The organism is Achromobacter animicus, assembly GCF_040775605.1.
Lineage (GTDB): Bacteria > Pseudomonadota > Gammaproteobacteria > Burkholderiales > Burkholderiaceae_B > Achromobacter > Achromobacter animicus.
On the sequence record NZ_JAYGJK010000001.1, the window covers coordinates 5392757 to 5409479 of the forward strand.

Annotated in this window: 12 protein-coding genes; 6 read left to right on the forward strand and 6 right to left on the reverse strand. The window is 66.1% G+C overall.

The features are described from left to right. Positions 1-39: 39 nt before the first annotated feature. From AB3147_RS24650 to AB3147_RS24665, 4 genes are all read right to left on the reverse strand, one after another. Positions 40-1554: an argininosuccinate lyase gene (locus AB3147_RS24650; RefSeq protein ID WP_367353220.1), complete on the reverse strand. Its 1515-nt coding sequence runs from the start codon at positions 1552-1554 to the stop codon at positions 40-42. A gap of 176 nt (positions 1555-1730) precedes the next feature. After that, positions 1731-4388: an autotransporter family protein gene (locus AB3147_RS24655; RefSeq protein WP_367353221.1), complete on the reverse strand. Its 2658-nt coding sequence runs from the start codon at positions 4386-4388 to the stop codon at positions 1731-1733. Positions 4389-4467: 79 nt separating this feature from the next. After that, positions 4468-6960, reverse strand: a complete 2493-nt coding sequence (locus tag AB3147_RS24660) for an autotransporter family protein (RefSeq protein WP_367353222.1) — start codon at positions 6958-6960, stop codon at positions 4468-4470. 244 nt (positions 6961-7204) lie between these two features. Further along, positions 7205-9244 carry a sensor histidine kinase gene (locus AB3147_RS24665; protein ID WP_367353223.1) on the reverse strand — a complete coding sequence of 680 codons (2040 nt, stop codon included), beginning with the start codon at positions 9242-9244 and terminating at the stop codon, positions 7205-7207. A 78-nt stretch (positions 9245-9322) separates the two neighbouring features. Between AB3147_RS24665 and AB3147_RS24670 the strand changes: the two genes are divergently transcribed. Further along, entirely contained in the window at positions 9323-10021 is a 699-nt protein-coding gene (locus AB3147_RS24670; protein ID WP_312994824.1) for a response regulator transcription factor, read from the forward strand. Positions 10022-10046: 25 nt separating this feature from the next. On the opposite strand, the gene AB3147_RS24675 is transcribed toward AB3147_RS24670, so the two are convergent. Together AB3147_RS24675 and AB3147_RS24680 are read right to left on the reverse strand one after the other, a co-directional pair. Next, complete coding sequence (locus AB3147_RS24675) at positions 10047-10781, reverse strand: DUF1971 domain-containing protein (protein WP_367353224.1); 735 nt, start codon at positions 10779-10781, stop codon at positions 10047-10049. A 118-nt stretch (positions 10782-10899) separates the two neighbouring features. Beyond that, entirely contained in the window at positions 10900-11613 is a 714-nt protein-coding gene (locus tag AB3147_RS24680; RefSeq protein WP_279974537.1) for a Crp/Fnr family transcriptional regulator, read from the reverse strand. Between the two features lie 57 nt (positions 11614-11670). On the opposite strand from AB3147_RS24680, the gene AB3147_RS24685 reads away from it, so the two are divergent. The 5 genes from AB3147_RS24685 to AB3147_RS24705 are packed head-to-tail and all read left to right on the forward strand — an operon-like array spanning position 11671 to position 16714. After that, a complete protein-coding gene (locus AB3147_RS24685) occupies positions 11671-12675 on the forward strand; it encodes a substrate-binding domain-containing protein (RefSeq protein ID WP_367353225.1) in 1005 nt (334 codons plus the stop codon). Beyond that, positions 12672-13451 carry an ABC transporter permease gene (locus AB3147_RS24690; protein ID WP_367353226.1) on the forward strand — a complete coding sequence of 260 codons (780 nt, stop codon included), beginning with the start codon at positions 12672-12674 and terminating at the stop codon, positions 13449-13451. The genes AB3147_RS24685 and AB3147_RS24690 overlap by 4 nt, the downstream gene beginning before the upstream one ends. Further along, positions 13444-14142, forward strand: coding sequence for an ATP-binding cassette domain-containing protein (locus AB3147_RS24695; protein WP_367353227.1), 699 nt, complete (start codon positions 13444-13446; stop codon positions 14140-14142). The genes AB3147_RS24690 and AB3147_RS24695 overlap by 8 nt, the downstream gene beginning before the upstream one ends. Beyond that, positions 14139-14579, forward strand: coding sequence for a CopD family copper resistance protein (locus tag AB3147_RS24700; protein ID WP_367353228.1), 441 nt, complete (start codon positions 14139-14141; stop codon positions 14577-14579). Before AB3147_RS24695 ends, AB3147_RS24700 begins: the two co-directional genes overlap by 4 nt. A 32-nt stretch (positions 14580-14611) precedes the next feature. Continuing rightward, on the forward strand, positions 14612-16714 hold the full coding sequence (locus AB3147_RS24705) for a TonB-dependent receptor family protein (RefSeq protein WP_367353229.1): 2103 nt from the start codon (positions 14612-14614) through the stop codon (positions 16712-16714). The last annotated feature ends 9 nt before the right edge of the window (positions 16715-16723 follow it).

Genomic DNA, 16723 nt, shown 5'->3' on the forward strand with positions numbered 1-16723 from the left:
GAGCGCGCCGGCGGCGCGCACAAATTCCGCCGGCGGGCGTTATTGCTTGGGCGCGCTGGCCACCAGTGCGTCGAACTGCTTGTCCAGTTCCGCCAGCGAATCGCGGATATGCGCGCGGCGCGCCTTGATCCACTTGTCCTGCGCGGCCAGCTGTTCGCGCGCGGCCTGAATCATGCGATCCATTTCCTTGGGCTGCGGACCGCCGATGGTGGCGCGGTTCTTCACGATGGCCACAGGGTCCAGCGTCGAGCGGAACTCGGCTTCGCTCATCGGCAGGTCGGGGCCGTACTTCGAGTCCTTCATTGCGTCGGCATAGATGCGGCGCGCCTGTTCATACGGAAAATCCAGCGGCTTGATGTTGTTCGCCTTGGCGTACGACACGACCTCGGACGCAAAGTGATGGCCCGCACGGAACGGCAGCTTGTACTTGTGCATCAGCACGTCCGCCAGCTCCTGCGAGGCCGTCCAGTCGCTGTTCAGCTCTTCCAGCGCACGGTCGGGGCTGATTACCATGGCCTTGAGCACGCGATCCCAGCGCTTGAGCGCCGAAATGCCGCTATCGACCATCGCGGAATTCTGCTTCACGTCCTTGGGGTCGCTCATGCCCGGCGTGATGTTGTGCGTCTGCAGGACCGGCCCCATCGCCAAGGTCACTGCGGTGGATGCGTCGCTGCGCGTGTCGTTGAGCAGGCCCGGATTGCGCTTTTGCGGCATGGCGCTGGACACGTACGTGTTGCCGCCCCCTTCTTCCAGAAGGATCCACGGGCGCGACTGGGCGTATTGGGTCATGACGTCCTCGACGAAATTACCCGTGCGCAACGCAATGCTGGTGACGATGGAGGCGACCTCGACGGGCTGGTCCATGGACGAGATCTGCGAGGCATCGTAGGCATTGTCGACCAGTGCCTCGAAGCCCAGGTATTGCGCCATGCGCTTGCGGTCCAGCGGCCAGCTCGTGCCGTTCAGCACGGTCGTGCCCATGGGCGACCGGTCGATGCGGACGTAGGCTTCGCGGATGCGCTGCGCGTCCCGCGCCAGACCTGCGGCCTGACCCAGCAGATAGTGTCCGTAACTGTTGGGCTGCGCGGCCACGCCGTTGGTGTAATTGGGCACGATGGTGCCCGCGTGCTTGGCCGCCAGCTCCACCAGCGTGGTGGATGTGGCGTTCAACTGATCCGCCAAATCCAGCAGCTTGTCGCGCAGGATGGCGCTGCGATAGGTGGCGTGCATGTCCTGGCTGGAACGGCCGGCGTGCAGCAGGGTGATGTCTTCGCCCGCGGCCTTGATCAGCAGCGGTTCAAAGGTGATGACGGTGGCCGGCCGTTTGGCCCCGGGCTGGTTGCCGTCGTGGATGACTTTTGCGACGCCAGCCGCCAGCCGTGGCGCCATGGACTTGTCGAGCAGGCCTTCGTCGGCGTTGATCACCGTGGTGGCCTTGTTGATTTCTCCCAACCAGAAGAAGGGGTCGCGCGGCGGAGATTGCTGCGCGGTGGCCGCATTGCCGGCCAGCGTTAGCACCAGGGCGGCGCCCAGGGTGGGAAGAAACTGTCTCATGGCGTTCTCGTTATAGGGGTGACCGGACAGTGTATCGGAGCGCGTTTTCGCCGGACACCCGGTATTGCACGGAGGCGCGGGAGCCTGACAACGGGCTGAGCGAAGATAGGCCGCCGACGCAAAAAAAGCCGGCCTCCGAAGAGGCCGGCCTTTCGCATCCGCCGAGACGGAATGCCTTAGAAGCGCCAGCTCACGTTGACGGTGCCGGTGTTCTGACGGTTGCCGTCGCCGAATTGACCCGAGTAAGCCAGGCCCAGCGTGGCGTTCTTGCTCATTGCCAGGTCCACGCCCACTTCCATCACAGCCGCGTCACGCGCCAGCGGGTTGCCCGCCACGGTGAACGGCTGGCTGCCGTCGAACGACATCGTGGCTTCCGGATTGACGTCGCCGTAGGCATGGCGCCAGCCCAGCATGCCGCGCAGACGGCCCGCGGTGTCCTTCACGTCAAACGTGGTCTGCGCGCGCAGGCCCAGCGTGGTGGTGCCCACGTTGTTGGTGCTGCTGCGACCGCTCAGCGCGGCGTCACCGCCCGACTCCGAGAAGCCGCGGGTGCGCAGGTCGCTGAAGTCGGCGCCGAAGAACGGTTCCAGCGTGACACGGTCGTTCAGCGGGATCGCGTAGCCGACGTCGGTGAAGACCTGGCCGGTGCTGGCGCTGTAGTCAGCCTTCAGTTCCTGGTACTGGCCTGCCGCGTTGATGTTGCGCTTGCTGTCGATGTCATGCCACGTGTAGGCCAGGCCAGCGGTGAAGTTGATCTTGCCCGAGCCGGCTTCGAACGACTTGCCGCCGTACAGGATCGCGCTGTAGCTGTTCACGTCGGACTTGGCCGAACGGTCGTCCACGGTGATGCGGCTGTCGGTGTAACCGAACGCGCCGCCCAGGCGCCAACCGTTGCCCACGCCGTGGTCGCCGCCGACGAAGATGCCGACATCACGTTCACGGGACTTGGCGACGTTGCCGTTGCCGTCCATCGAGCGCCAGTTGCCGAAGGCCTGCGCCCACAGCGGCTGCGCGTTCGAACGCGGCAGCATGGAGGCGTCGCCGCGGCCGACTTGCGCCGTGGGCGGGCCGGGGATGAAGCCGGCGTTCATGTTGGCGCGCAGTTGTGCCGTGGGCAGGCTGGCGACGTTGTTGCTGACGTTCTGCATCGCCGACACACTGCTGCCGAACGATTCGCCGGACAGATCGGCAAATACGCCGGCCGGCGCGCCATTGGGCAGGTTCATGACGCGCGTGTACAGGCTGCTGTTCTTGGGCAGGCTTTGCACGGCATTCGCCGCCGAACGCTGGTTGCTGGTCACGGCCAGGTCAGCAAATTCGATGGGACGGGTCTCTCCGCCATTGTTGCCGCCGGTGTTGCCGCCGTTGTCGATGGGCTTGCTGTCCGGTTCGGTCGACACCTGCTTCAGATCGACAGTCAGCACGACGTCGTTACCCTGGTGGCTCAGCGTCGGCTGCAGATAGGCCAGGTTGCTGGACAGGCTGTCGAATTGCCCGTTCAGATTGCTGGCGGACAGGATGGTGTAGCTGGTCGAGGGCGCATACGTGCCGCCCTCGCCGACGTGCACCACGGAACCCGCCAGATTCGCCGTGCCGGTGACGTTCACGCGGTCGCTCTTGCCATCGGGCGTGGCGTCGACGCGATAGGTCGAACCCGGCTTGAACGTCAGGTCGCCATTGACCGTCAGGGTGCCGATCTGCGCCGCGGTGGGGTTGACCGACATGTTCGCGCCGGGCGCGACCATCATCATCACGTGGTTCGACGACGCGGCGGTGCCCGGCGACAGGGTCGCGCCGGATTCCAGCGTGGTCATGCCGACGTTGCCGGTGCCGGCCAGCGTGCCCTTCACCGTGAGCAGACCGTTCAATTTCTTGTCGGACAGCGTCAGCGTCTTGCCCTCGGCAACGTTCACGGCGCCGACCGTAATGGAGCCTTGCGGTGCGTAGTCGGTGTTGATGTTCACCGTGCTGCTGCCGCCGCCGCTGCTGGCCATGAGGCTGTGCTGATTGTCGTCGCCGATGATGGCGCCGTAGATGTTGCCGCCATCGATGTTCAGCGTGGAGCCACCGAGGCGCACGTCGCCCACGATGGAGCCGGTGTTCGTGATGACCATCGGCGTATAGGCGCCCTCCACATCGACCGCGACGCCGTTGGACAGCGTGGAAGTGCCCAGGGCATTGATGTAGCCGGCGTTGACGATGCCGCCCTGCACTACCGAACCGCCGCTCACTACGACGCCGCCCCAGATGTTGCCGTTATTCTCGATGCGGCCGCCGACCAAGCTGCCGTTGGAGACTTCAATCCCGTTGCCGCTCGACTGGTAAATGGGGCTGATGCTGGTGGTGAAGATATCGCCGTTGTTGACAATGTTGCCAATGACCGTGCTGTTGTCGGTAATCGTCAAACTGGAACCGATATTCACCGTGCCACCTGCGCGGCCGAAAATGATCTGCCGGGTGTTCATTTCGCCGTTGTTGACGATGTTGCCGACCGTGCTACCCGATACCAGTACTGCGTAGACCGTGCCGTCGGCTTCATTGCGGATCGCGCCGTTCAGGGTCGAGCCCGACTCAATCGTGATGGCGGCTTCGTGGTATCCCCCTTCCAGCAACGTGCGGTTGATGAAGTCGCCGTTACGCTTCGCGACGTTCTCCATGCGCATGAAAGGATAGTTCGTCGAGGACGTGTTCACGAGATCGCCGTTGTACTCGGGGATCACCTGGCCGTCGTGCCAGTTGGGGCCCGTCTGCGCCAATGCGAACGGCGCGGCGAGCGGAGAAACACTGAGGCTCAGCAATACGGCAATGCGGGTAAGCGGAAAGCGACCAGACATTTTGTGTTGACCAGGTAGGTTTCGTGTTTGAACCGGCCTCCGAAGAGGCCGGCCTTTTCTTGCGTCGAGGCGGATCGCCTTAGAAGCGCCAGCTCACGTTGACGGTGCCGGTGTTCTGACGGTTGCCGTCGCCGAACTGACCCGAGTAAGCCAGGCCCAGCGTGGCGTTCTTGCTCATCGCCAGGTCCACGCCCACCTCCATCACGGCTGCGTCACGCGCCAGCGGGTTGCCCGCCACGGTGAACGGCTGGCTGCCGTCGAACGACATCGTGGCTTCCGGATTGACGTCGCCGTAGGCATGGCGCCAGCCCAGCATGCCGCGCAGACGGCCCGCGGTTTCCTTCACGTCAAACGTGGTTTGCGCGCGCAGGCCCAGCGTGGTGGTGCCCACGTTGTTGGTGCTGCTGCGACCGCTCAGCGCGGCGTCGCCGCCCGACTCCGAGAAGCCGCGGGTGCGCAGATCGCTGAAGTCGGCGCCGAAGAACGGCTCAAGGGTGAGGCGGTCGTTCAGCGGGATTGCATAGCCCACGTCGGTGAAGACCTGGCCGGTGCTGGCGCTGTAGTCCGCCTTCAGCTCCTGGTACTGGCCGGCCGCGTTGATGTTGCGCTTGCTGTCGATGTCATGCCACGTGTAGGCCAGGCCAGCGGTGAAGTTGATCTTGCCCGAACCGGCTTCGAACGACTTGCCGCCGTAGAAGATCGCGCTGTAGCTGTTCACGTCGGACTTGGCCGAACGGTCGTCCACGGTGATGCGGCTGTCGGTGTAACCGAACGCGCCACCCAGGCGCCAACCGTTGCCCACGCCATGGTCGCCGCCGACGAAGATGCCGACATCACGTTCACGGGACTTGGCGACGTTGCCGTTGCCGTCCATCGAGCGCCAGTTGCCGAAGGCCTGCGCCCACAGCGGCTGCGCGTTCGAACGCGGCAGCATGGAGGCGTCGCCGCGGCCGACTTGCGCCGTGGGCGGGCCGGGGATGAAGCCGGCGTTCATGTTGGCGCGCAGTTGTGCCGTGGGCAGGCTGGCGACGTTGTTGCTGACGTTCTGCATCGCCGACACACTGCTGCCGAACGATTCGCCCGACAGGTCGGCGAACACGCCGGCCGGGGCGCCATTGGGCAGGTTCAGGACGCGCGTGTACAGGGTGCTGGTCTTGGGCAGGCTTTGCACGGCATTCGCGGCGGAGCGCTGGTTGCCGGTCACGGCCAGATCGGCGAATTCGATGGGGCGGGTGCCGCTGTCAGTGTTGCCGCCGCCATTACCGGTGTTGCCGGTGTTGCTGCCGTTATCAACGGGCTTGCCCGGAATCGGCTTGCTGTCCGGCTCGGTCGGCACCTGCTTCTTGTCGAGCGTCAGCACGACCTGGTTGCCTTGATGGCTGAGCGACGGTTGCAGGAAGGCCATGTCGCTGGTCGCGCTGTCGAAGTGGCCGTTCAGGGTGTTGGCCGACAGGATGGTGTAGGCCGTCGATTCGGCATACGTGCCGCCCGAACCCACGTGCACCACGGAGCCCGCCAGATTGGCCGTGCCGGTGACCTTAACGCGGTCGCTCTTGCCCTCGGCGGTGGCGTCGACGCGATAGGTCGAGCCCGGCTTGAAGGTCAGGTCGCCATTCACCGTGATGGTGCCGATCGGCGACGGAGGGGTGACGACAACCGGCGACACCGACATCATGAAGATGTGGTTCGACTGCGCGGCGGCGTTGGGCGACAGGGTCGATCCCGACTCCAAGGTCGTCGGGCCGACTTCGCCGGAACCCGCCAGCGTGCCCTTCACGTTCACCAGGCCCTTCATGGTGTTGCCGTTCAGCGTCAGCGTCGCGGCCGGCGCGACGTTGATCTGGCCGACGCTGATCTTGGAGGTTGCCCCGAAGTCGCCATTGATGTTCATGATGGCGTCGGGGCCCACGACGCCGCCCGTAATGGTGCCGCCGGTGATGTCCAGGGTGGACGTGCCAAGCATCACGTCGCCGGCGATCGTGCCGCCGTTGACGATCGTCATCGGCGCGCTGGCGCCGGCGACGTCAAGGGCAATGCCATCCATCTTGGCATTGATGACGCCGTTGTTGACGATGCCGCCGGTGACCGTGCCGTCCGAGACAACGATGCCCGCGTCAATGCTTCCGTTGTTGATGATCTTGCCCAGGACCGCGCCCGAGGTGATCACTTCGATGCCGACGCCCGAACTGTACTCGCCCGAAATCCGATATTCGTTGATGATGTCGCCCTTGACCATGGAACCGGCCGAGATGCTGATGCCGGCGCGATTGCTGGTCAGTTGCCGGGCGGCCTGGTTGATGATCGAGCCATTCACGGTCGATCCCTGTACCTTGATGCCGCCATTGGGGCTGAAGCGCATCGGCCACATCAAGCCATCGTTCACGACGTCGCCGTCCACGATCGTGCCGCCGACCAGGCTGATCGAGGTGTAATCCCCAACGTTGACAACGGTGGGCGCATTACCCGCATGGAGGATGTAGTCGGTGGGCTGTGCAAGCGCCGACGGGGCGGAAAACGGCAAGCTCAGGCTAAGCAAAGCGGCGAGGCGAGTAAGCGGAAAGCGGCGAGACATTTTGTAGTGACCATGTAAATTTCGTGTCTGAAATGTACCGATCATTGCAAAACGGAATCTGAGCGAATCTGAGCAACTTGTAATAGGTGCAGCCGCCTCTCGTCGAATAGGCGCAAATAGGCCCAAAAAACGGCGCTTTTCCCCGATTTGCACGGTCCGCGGCCCGCGAGGGCTGGCGCGGAATGGATGCATTTACGCAACAATTGCCCCGCACTTCGCAATATTCGCGGAAGCGCCGCAGCCTTCAGTCGGCTCGCAGGTGAGGCAACGTAATGCAAAAGCGCACCGGCTCGACGCCCCCGGCCGCTTCCAGTGCCACCGAACCACCCAGCCGCGCTGCGATGGAACTGACCAGATACAGCCCCAGTCCCGCCCCCGGATGCCGGGTGGCATTCTGCCCCCGATAGTATTTCTGAAACAGCCGTTCTTGCTCTCCGGCCGGAATGGCGCTGCCGGGATTGGAAACCGTAATGCGCAGCTGGTCCCCGTCCTCGCGCACCGACACGCTGACCGTCCCGCCCTCGGCGCAATGCCGGTCGGCATTGGCCAGCAGGTTGCGCAGCGCGATCCGCAGCAGGCCCGCGTCGCAGTCAAGCGTCCGGGTCTGCGTTTCGTAGGCGCATTGCACCCTGCCCGGCGGATACTCGCTTGCCAGATCCTGCAGCAGCGCGGGCAGGTCGCACCGGGTCAAGCGCAGTTCGGCGCGCGGCTCGCGCATGCGGTCATCGGTCAGGTATTCGTCCACCAGCGCCAGCAGGCGCGTGGCCGCATTGCGGATGTTGGCGCAACGCGCCAGGCTTTTTTCCAGCGGCGCGGCAAGGTTGCGGCCAAGCTGCTGCGCCGACGTCGTGATGATCGCCAGCGGCGTGCGGAATTCGTGCGACACCATCGCCACGAATTCGCGCTGCTCCGTGAACATCTGCCGTTCCTTTTCCAGCGACGTGCGCAGCTCGCCCTCCAGCGCCACTCGCCGTTCGATCTCGCCTTGCATTTCGGCCGTGCGTAGCGCAACTTCGCGTTCCAGCCAGTGGCTGTGCTGGCGTGCCAGATCGGCCGCCAGGTTGGCCTGCTGCAGTTCGCGGACGCGGCGGCGGCGTTCGTAACGGCCAACAATGAACAGACTCAGCAGCAGCATGTGCAGCATCGTGCCCAGCGTGGACACGTATTCGGTAAAGGCGTTGACCGGAAACACCCCAAGGTTGCGCAGGAAAGCGATCAGCACGCCCAGGTAGAACACCCCGAACGCCAACGCGAAAAAGCGCGCCGGCCGCCAGCCGCGCTTGAGCAGATAAGCCGCCAGCGTGGTGAAGCCCACGATCACCAGCAGCGCCAGCGCCTGAATCGGCTGCATGCCGGCGCCGTAGTGCCCCGTCACGATCAGCGCGGAGCAGATCGCGGCGATGCCCCAGAACAGCCAGTCCAGCCAGCGCACGGCGCGCGGATAGAGGGCTTCCAGGTTCAATTGGCGGCACGCAACGCGCAGCGCCACCGGCAGGCTGACGGCGATGCCAACGCCCAGCAGCCGATCGCTCCAGGCCACCGGCAGGCCGGTCAACTGCTGCACCAGCCCCAGCGACAGCACCTCGTTGAAAACGCAATTGCCGATGTAGGCCAGGAACAATCCGCTCATCGGCGCACGCGTGACCAGCCAGAACGCCGCGTGCGCGCAGATCAGCAGCAGATAGAAGCCGAAATACAGCCCGAACAGCAGGCCCTCGCGGCGCGACTGGTTGTCGAACGCCAGCCGCTGCCAGACTTCCAGCCGCGTCGCCATGGCGTTCTTGCTTTGCAACCGCACCAGGATGACGTATTCGCCTGGCTTGGACGGATTGAACTGGATCACGGGGCTGCGATAGTCCACCGGCCATTTGCGCCGCGCCAGGTCCTCGCCGCTGCGTCCCAGCATCGTCCAGCCGCCGCCATGGCCCACGTAGATGCGCGCGTCGTCCAGCAGTGCGTTGGTCAGCCGCAGCATCCAGCCGCCGTGCATGACCTTATCGACCTGCACGGGCAGGCGCAGCCAGATCGTCGCGGGCGTGAAGCCGGCGCTAAGGCTGCCCGGCAGCGGCGTCCAGCCGTTCGCGCTGGCGGCATTTCCCACGTCGAGCTCGCCATCGGGATCGATCAGGCGCTCAAGATGCCCGGCCGCGTCCTGGACGCTATGGAAGCCATCCAGGCGCAGCGGCTCGGCGCGCGCCGGTGCGGCCGCGGCCAGCAGGCCCGCGAACAGGCAGGCCAGCAGCGTCAGCCACAGCGTGGCCCTGGAGTAACATTCCCGTTTCATCAATCGCAATCTACGCAGCATTTCCGTGCAACCCGGCAGATTACACCAGCCCCTCACGCTGCATTCCTCAGGCGCTTCATGCCTGAAGTGATCCTGCTCGAAGATGAACCCGTGCTGCGTCAGGAGCTCGGCGAATTCCTCGAAGAGCTGGGATACGCCCCCTCGTGCGTGTCCAGCCTGCAGGAATTCGACCAGCGCTTCGACCCCGCCCGCCATCACCTGGCCGTCATCGACATCGGTCTTCCGGATGGCTGTGGCCTGGACCTGATCCAGCGCCTGCGCCAGGAAGGCCAGCAAGTGGGCATCGTGGTGTTCAGCGCGCGCCAGACCGGTCCTGACCGGATTTCGGGCCTGGGCATGGGCGCCGACCACTATCTGGGCAAGGGCTGCGACCTGGACGAACTGGCTGCAACGCTGGCCGCGCTGGTGCGCCGGCTGGGGCTGCCTCAGCCGGGCCGGGATCAGCCGCCTTTGAGCTGGCTGCTTGAAATCGGCCCCCGCCGCCTGCACATTCCTGGCGCGGCGGCCATGCCGCTGTCGCAGCAGGACCTGACCGTGCTGCATTGCCTGATGAGCCAGCCCGGCGAAAACATCAGCCGCCGGCAGATCGTCGAAGCCCTCGGCGCCGATTACCTGGACTACGACCAACGCCGGCTCGATACGCAGATGCGCCGGCTGCGCCGCCGCGTCGAAGCCCTGAGCGGCCAGACGCTGCCCGTCAAGACACTGCGCAGCAGCGGCTACTGCTTCTATCAGGCTGCAAAGGTCAAGGACTGATCCCGGCCGCGCCGCGCATTACGCATTAGGCTTCGCTCGCCCGGCAGAATGTGATCTGGAAGCGGCCCGGCAGTTCAAACGCCACGTGATGCCGCACGCCGGGTTCGATCACCACCTGCTGGCCCGCGGTCAGGACGGCTTCGGTATGCGGGGCATCGTCCAGCACAAAACGCAGCACGCCCGCGTGCACCTTCAACAGTCCCCACGTGCCGGCCTTGGTGGAATGCGCGGCCTTCAGCGCGTCCGGCAGGTTGTCCGGCGTGAACACGGGACTGTCCTTATAGGGCTGCACGCCGGGCGGCAAGCGGTCGGGCAGGCTGGCGATGTCCGCCCGCGCCTGCCAGACGGCCCACAGCTTGGCCGCGATGCGATCGGCCATTGCGTCCGCCGTCGTCTGCAGCTGCGGGTGTCCCAGCGCCGCCGTCGTGGCGTGAAAGAGCGCCAGCCAACGTTCAAAGAGCGGCCACGACAGATCTGGAATGCGCGCATGCGCCGGGATCGGCGCTCCCTTGAAGCGGCGCGTGCCCAGCACCAGCGACGACCAGAAATCGCAGAGCAGCGACAGATGTTGGTCCCAGTCCTTCACGCGCGCATTGAAGATCGGACCCAGCACCTCGTCTTCGCGCACCTTGTCGTAGAAGGTGTGGACCAGCCTGCGGATGTCGTCTTCGGTGGGGGCTGGCGTCGGGCTAGCGGGTTCGGATTGCGGCGTGAAAGGCATGAAAGGCGGGAAGCGCTTGGACGTGAGAACGCCTGCCATTCTCCGCACGCCGCGCGTCCGGTCACATGACGAAGGTCATTGGCGCGCGCGCCTTTTCACGTCACGCGACCGCATAAAAAGCGCGCCCGATCCCGGCGCACGCGTGCGTTTGAGCGTGTCAGAACGGCCGTTTGGCCGTCATCGACAGGCTGGCCAGATGGGCCGGATCAGTCACCACCCACTGGCTACGCTTACCGCTGATATAGCCCTGCGCCTGCCAGTCGTTCAGCAGCCGGCTTAGCGTTTCAGCGCGTATGCCCAAATGCGCCGCAAGCTGGCGCTGGTTCAGCGGCAGCGTCAGCGTGGCGCCCTGCCGTTCCTGCAGCCCCATCAGGTAGTTCGCCAGCCGTTCCGCAGCGGAACTGGACGTCATCCAGTCGACCTTGTTCACCTGGTCATAAACCGCCTGGCTCATACCGGCGAGCAGCTTGAGCGCCAGATCGGGCCAGCGCCGGCACGCGTCGTGCAGCTTCGTGCGGGCCAGCCGCCAGCACTGCACATCCGTCCGCGCGCGCGCCTGCATCGGATAGCGGCCGTGCGGCATGAACATCGCGGCCTCGGCCATCAGCTGCCCTGGCTCGAAAACCCGGAACACGCGCTCGTCGCCGTTGTAGCTGTAGCGCATGACCTCGGCTTGCCCGGTTTGAACCAGCAGGTAGTGGCGCGCCTCGTCGCCTTCGCCGAACAGGATCTGCCCGGCGGGCGCCCGCAGCACGCTCGCATCGAGCAGAAGATCGTCGGCCACGCCCGCCGGTAATCCGGCCAGCAGCGGATGCTGTGCAAGCAGGCGGACGGCCGCCGCGCGCGGCTCGAGCACATTGATATTTGTCATTCTGGGTCTTTCGGCTTGAGTGTGAGAATAAAACGATAATAGTTCCTATTTAGAATAATGACCTCACCTCATCACACCCGCCGCCGCTTCTGCGCCGCGGCGTTGGGCGCCGCCCTCCTGCCGCGCCTTGCATCCGTCCAGGCCGCCACGCGCGAACGCCGAGCCCAACTGACCCTCGCGGGACCGGGCGCCGTGGTCAGCTATCCGCTGATGCACATGGCGGCCACCGGCGCGCTGGCCGATCACACCGACAAGCTGCGCTTCCGCTTGTGGCAGACGCCGGACCAGTTGCGCACGCTGCTGGTGAACCGCGACGTCGAGTTCAGCGCGGCGCCCAGCACCCTGCCCGCCCTGCTGCACAACCGCGGCATGCCGGTGCGCCTGTTGAACATCTCGGTCTGGGGCATTCTGTGGCTCGTCAGCCGCAATCCCGACATCAAGACCTTCGCCGACCTGGCGGGACGCGAACTGGTCGCGCCCTTCCAGCGCGATCTGCCCGCCGTGCTGCTGGACACGCTGCTGCAGGCCCAGGCCGACAAAGGCCTGGCGCCGGTTACGCTGCGCCGCACCCGCGACGGCCAGGACGCCATCGCCCTCATGCTGAGTGGTCAGGCGGAAAGCGTGTTGCTCGTCGAACCCATGGCCTCGCTGCTGCTGTGGCGCGCGCAACAGGCCGGCGGCATGGCGCTGCACCGCGGCCAGAGCCTGGAAGCCGCGTGGCGCGGCAGCTTTCCCGAACAGCCTTCATTGCCGCAAGCCGGCGTCATGGCCGGCGCAGGCGTGGCGGACGATACCGCGCTGTGCCGCGCGGTGGACGCCGCCTACGCCGCGTCGGCGCGCTGGTGCGCGGCCAACCCCGAGGCCTGCGCCGACCTCGTGCGCGAACACCTTCCGCACCTGCCCGCGCCGGCTGTCGTGACTGCGATTCGCGGCACGCGGCTGGACAGCCGCAGCGCCCACGATGCCCGTCCCGAGCTGGAAGCGCTGTACCGCCTGCTGGCCAGCCGCTTTCCGCAGGCCATCGGCGGCGAGCTGCCCCCTGTCGGCTTCTACGGACCATGAGCGCCCCCGCCGCAAGTCCCGCGCGCACGTCGCGCGGCTGGAGCGTGGCCGGCGTCCTGCTGTTGCTGCTGGCATGGCACCTGACCGCCCGCCATCTCGGCCCGCTGCTCATGGCCACGCCCTGGGACGCGCTGCGCGCCATCGGCCCCCTCGTGCGCAGCGAACAGTTCTTCGCCAACGCGGGCGTCAGCCTGATGCGCATCGGCGTCGGCGTGCTGGCCGGCGCCTCCATCGGCTTCACGCTCGGCGTGCTGGCCGGGCACAGCGCGCGCCTGCGTGGCCTCATCGAACCTGTGCGCTGGCTGCTGATGGCCGTGCCGCCCGTGGTGATGGTGGTGCTGGCCATGCTGTGGTTCGGCATGGGATCGCCCATGGTCATCTTCATCACCACGCTGATGATGGCGCCCGGCATGTACGTCAACACCGTCAAGGGCATGCTGCACGTGGACCGCCGGCTTGTGGAGATGACGCACGTTTACCGCTACGGCCCGTGGCTGCGGTTGCGCCACCTCTACCTGCCCGCGCTCAGCGCGCCGCTCCTGGCTGCGTTGCTCATCGCCCTGTGCGGCGGCGTGCGGCTGGTGGTGATGGCCGAAGTGCTGGGCGCGGAGAACGGCGTCGGTTATGCGCTCGCCAACGCCCGCAGCACGTTCGACACCGCCGAACTCTTTGCGTGGGTGCTGCTGATCTTCGGCCTGGTCGCCCTGCTGGAATTTGCGCTGCTGCAACCGTTGCAGCGCCGCCTGGGTCGCTGGATGGAGCCGAGCCATGCTTGAAATGCAAAACCTCGTGCTGCGCTTTGGCGCCCAGCCGGTGCTGGCCCGCATCGACTTGCAGTTGGCTGCCGGAGAACGGCTGGGCCTTGCCGGCCCCAGCGGCGCGGGCAAGAGCTCGCTGCTGCGTCTGGCGGCGGGACTGCTCGCGCCCACGGCAGGCACGCTGCGCAACACGTTCCGGCATCCGGTGCTGATGTTCCAGGAGCCGCGCCTCTTGCCCTGGCGCAATGCGCGCGACAACGTGGCGCTGCCGCTGCGCGCCACCGGCCTGCGCATGGCCGACGCCCGCGCGAAAGCGGATGAATGGCTGGCCCGGGTCGGGCTGGTGGGTGCGGGCAATGCCTGGCCGGGAGAGCTGTCGGGCGGCATGGCGCAGCGGGTCTCGCTGGCCCGCGCGCTGGCGCTGGAGCCCGACCTGCTGCTGCTCGACGAACCCTTCAGCGCGCTCGACCCCGCGCTGCGCCGCCAGCTCTCCGCGTGCTGCCACGAAGAAGTCGCGCGTCTGGGCGCGGCCCTTATCTGCATCAGCCACGACCCGCAGGAACTGCTGGGCCTGGTCGACCGCTGCGTCATGGTCGGCAACGGCCGCCTCGAACCCGTCTCGCTCAGCGGGTCTATTGGCAGCCCGCAGCGCGCCGCCGACGCCGAACGCTTGCACGCCCTCCTGCTCGACTCAAGGAAGCAACCATGACCTACCTCGTCCTGCACATCGTGCATCTGTTCGCCGCGTTCATCTTCATCGGCATCGTGATCTTCGAAGTGCTGTTCCTCGAACCCGTCGCCAGACGCCTGCCCGCCGACGTGCGCCGCGCGCTGTCGCAGCAACTGGCGCCGCGCGTGCGCGGCGTAATGCCCTGGGTTCTGGTCGTGCTCTACGCCTGCGGACTGGGCATGGCCTGGCACTACCGCGCCGTGCTCGCCAGCCCTGGCAGTTCGGCCTTCGCCGCATTGCTGCTCTTGAAGATGGCGCTGGCCGGCAGCGTGCTGCTGCACGTCATCACGGCCATGACGCTGGCGCGCCGCCAACGCCTGCACGCCGCGCTACGTTCACGCGTGCATCTGAGCGTGTTCTGTCACATGGCCGGCATCGTGTTGCTGGCCAAGACCATGTTTCACATTTCCTGGTAACGCCCAGGCCCGCCCTTCGTGGAATCCATCTGATGTCTACCCCTGTCCTGCGCCAGCTCGCATCCACCCTCACCCTGAGCGCCCTCGGGCTGTCCGTCGCCATGGCGCAGGAGGCGCCGTCGCTGACCCCCGTCGTCGTTTCCGGGACCACCATCCCCAATGCGCTGGAACCCAGCGTGCAACGCACGCAAGCCGAATTGCAGGCCGTGCCCGGCGGCACCAACCTGATCCAGCCGCAGCAGGCCGTGCGTCTCATCACGCTGCGCGACGCGCTGGAATACCAGCCCGGCGTCATCGTGCAGGAGTTCTTTGGCGGCCTGGACCAGCCGCGTTTGAACATCCGCGGTTCCGGCATCCAGAGCAACCCGCTGTCGCGCGGCATCCTGCTGATGCAGGACGGTCTGCCGCTCAACGACGCGGACGGTTCCTTCATCATCAGCCTGCTCGAACCACGCAATGCCGGCATCATCGCCGTGCGGCGCGGGGCCAATGCGCTGGCCCCCGGCGCCAGCACGCTGGGCGGCGAGGTCGACTTCCAGTCGCTCACCGGCACGCAGGGCGACTTCATCCGGCTGGGCGGCGGCAGCTTCGGCACCCGCAACGTCACGCTGGCCAAGGGCTTTCAGGACGAGCGCTTCGACGGCCGCTTCGCCTTCGGCTACGACAAGTCGGACGGCTACCGCCACCACTCGTCGTCCGAACGCACCAGCTTTCAAGGCAACGTCGGCTTCCGGCGAGGCCTTTTTGAAAACCGCACCTATCTTTCCTACACGGACCTGAAGTTCGACATCCCACAGCCGATCCCGAAGGCGCGCATGTACGAGGACCCGCGCAGCGTGCTGGGCGACGGCAATTCGCCGCAGGATATTTCCAACAACGTCTACAACCGCGACCCGCACCGCGACACCAACCAGTTCCGCCTGGCCAACCGCAGCTTCTGGGGCACCGAGGACTTCAACCAGACGGCCGGCGTCTATTGGCAGCACACGAACGACGACTTCACCAATCCCCAGGTCGCCAACGTGACCGATAGCGACACCTATGGCGTTGCCTGGCAACTGAACGGCAAGATCGGCACGGTGGACTACCGCGCCGGGCTGGACTGGCAGCGCAGCAACATGGACCGCGACCTGTACGCCATCCGCCCGTCCGACGGCCAGCGCCTGCAACGCTTCGGCAACTACGACCTGCGCGCCGAGAACCGCAGTGCGATGGTGGGCGTGGACTGGCACCTTACGCCGCAGTTCAGCGTGGTGGGTGACGTCAAATACACCGTCGCTGTGCGCGACGCGCACGAACGCAACAGCGGCAAGACACTGGACCAGGACTGGCGCTACGCCACCCCTAAGCTGGGCGTGATCTGGCAGCCGGCCGCATCGCAGCGCTGGTATGCCAACGTCAGCCGCAGCAACGAAGTGCCGACCTTCTGGGAAATCGTCAACGGCGAAGTCGCCGCGCCGATGAACCCGGCCACGGCCAGCACCTCCATGAGCAAGCTGGACCTGCAACGCGCGCTCACGTATGAAGTTGGCGGCGACGGCACGTTCACCGTCGCCGGCCGCGACCAGCACTGGAGCGTGTCGCTGTACCGCAGCAAGGTCGACGACGAGCTGATGTCGGTCACCAACGAAAACGGCACGCCGGCGGGCACCTACAACTACAACGGCCGCACGCGGCACCAGGGCATCGAAGCCGGCCTCTACGGCACGCTGCCCTCGCCCGGCGAAGGCATGTTCGACTACCGCATCGCCTACACGCTCAGCGACTTCCGCTTCCGCAACGGCCAATATGAAGGCAACCGCATCGCCGGCGTGCCGCGCCATCTGCTGAGCGCCGAAGTCATGTACCGCATCGGCGGCTGGCGCTTCGGCCCCAACGTGCGCTGGCTGATGAGCGACACGGAGACCAACCACGCCAACGCGCCCGGCACGCAGCAGGAAGCCTATGCGCTCCTTGGCTTCAAGATCGCCTACGAGCACGACGCGCACTGGAGCGGCTACGTCACGGCCGACAACCTCACCGACAAGACCTACGCCAGCAGCTACGCCATCCGCAACACGGCCACGCCCGCCATGCCCATCTTCCTGCCGGGCAACGGGCGCGCGTTCAGCGCGGGCGTGGCGTACAAGTTCTGATGGCGGACC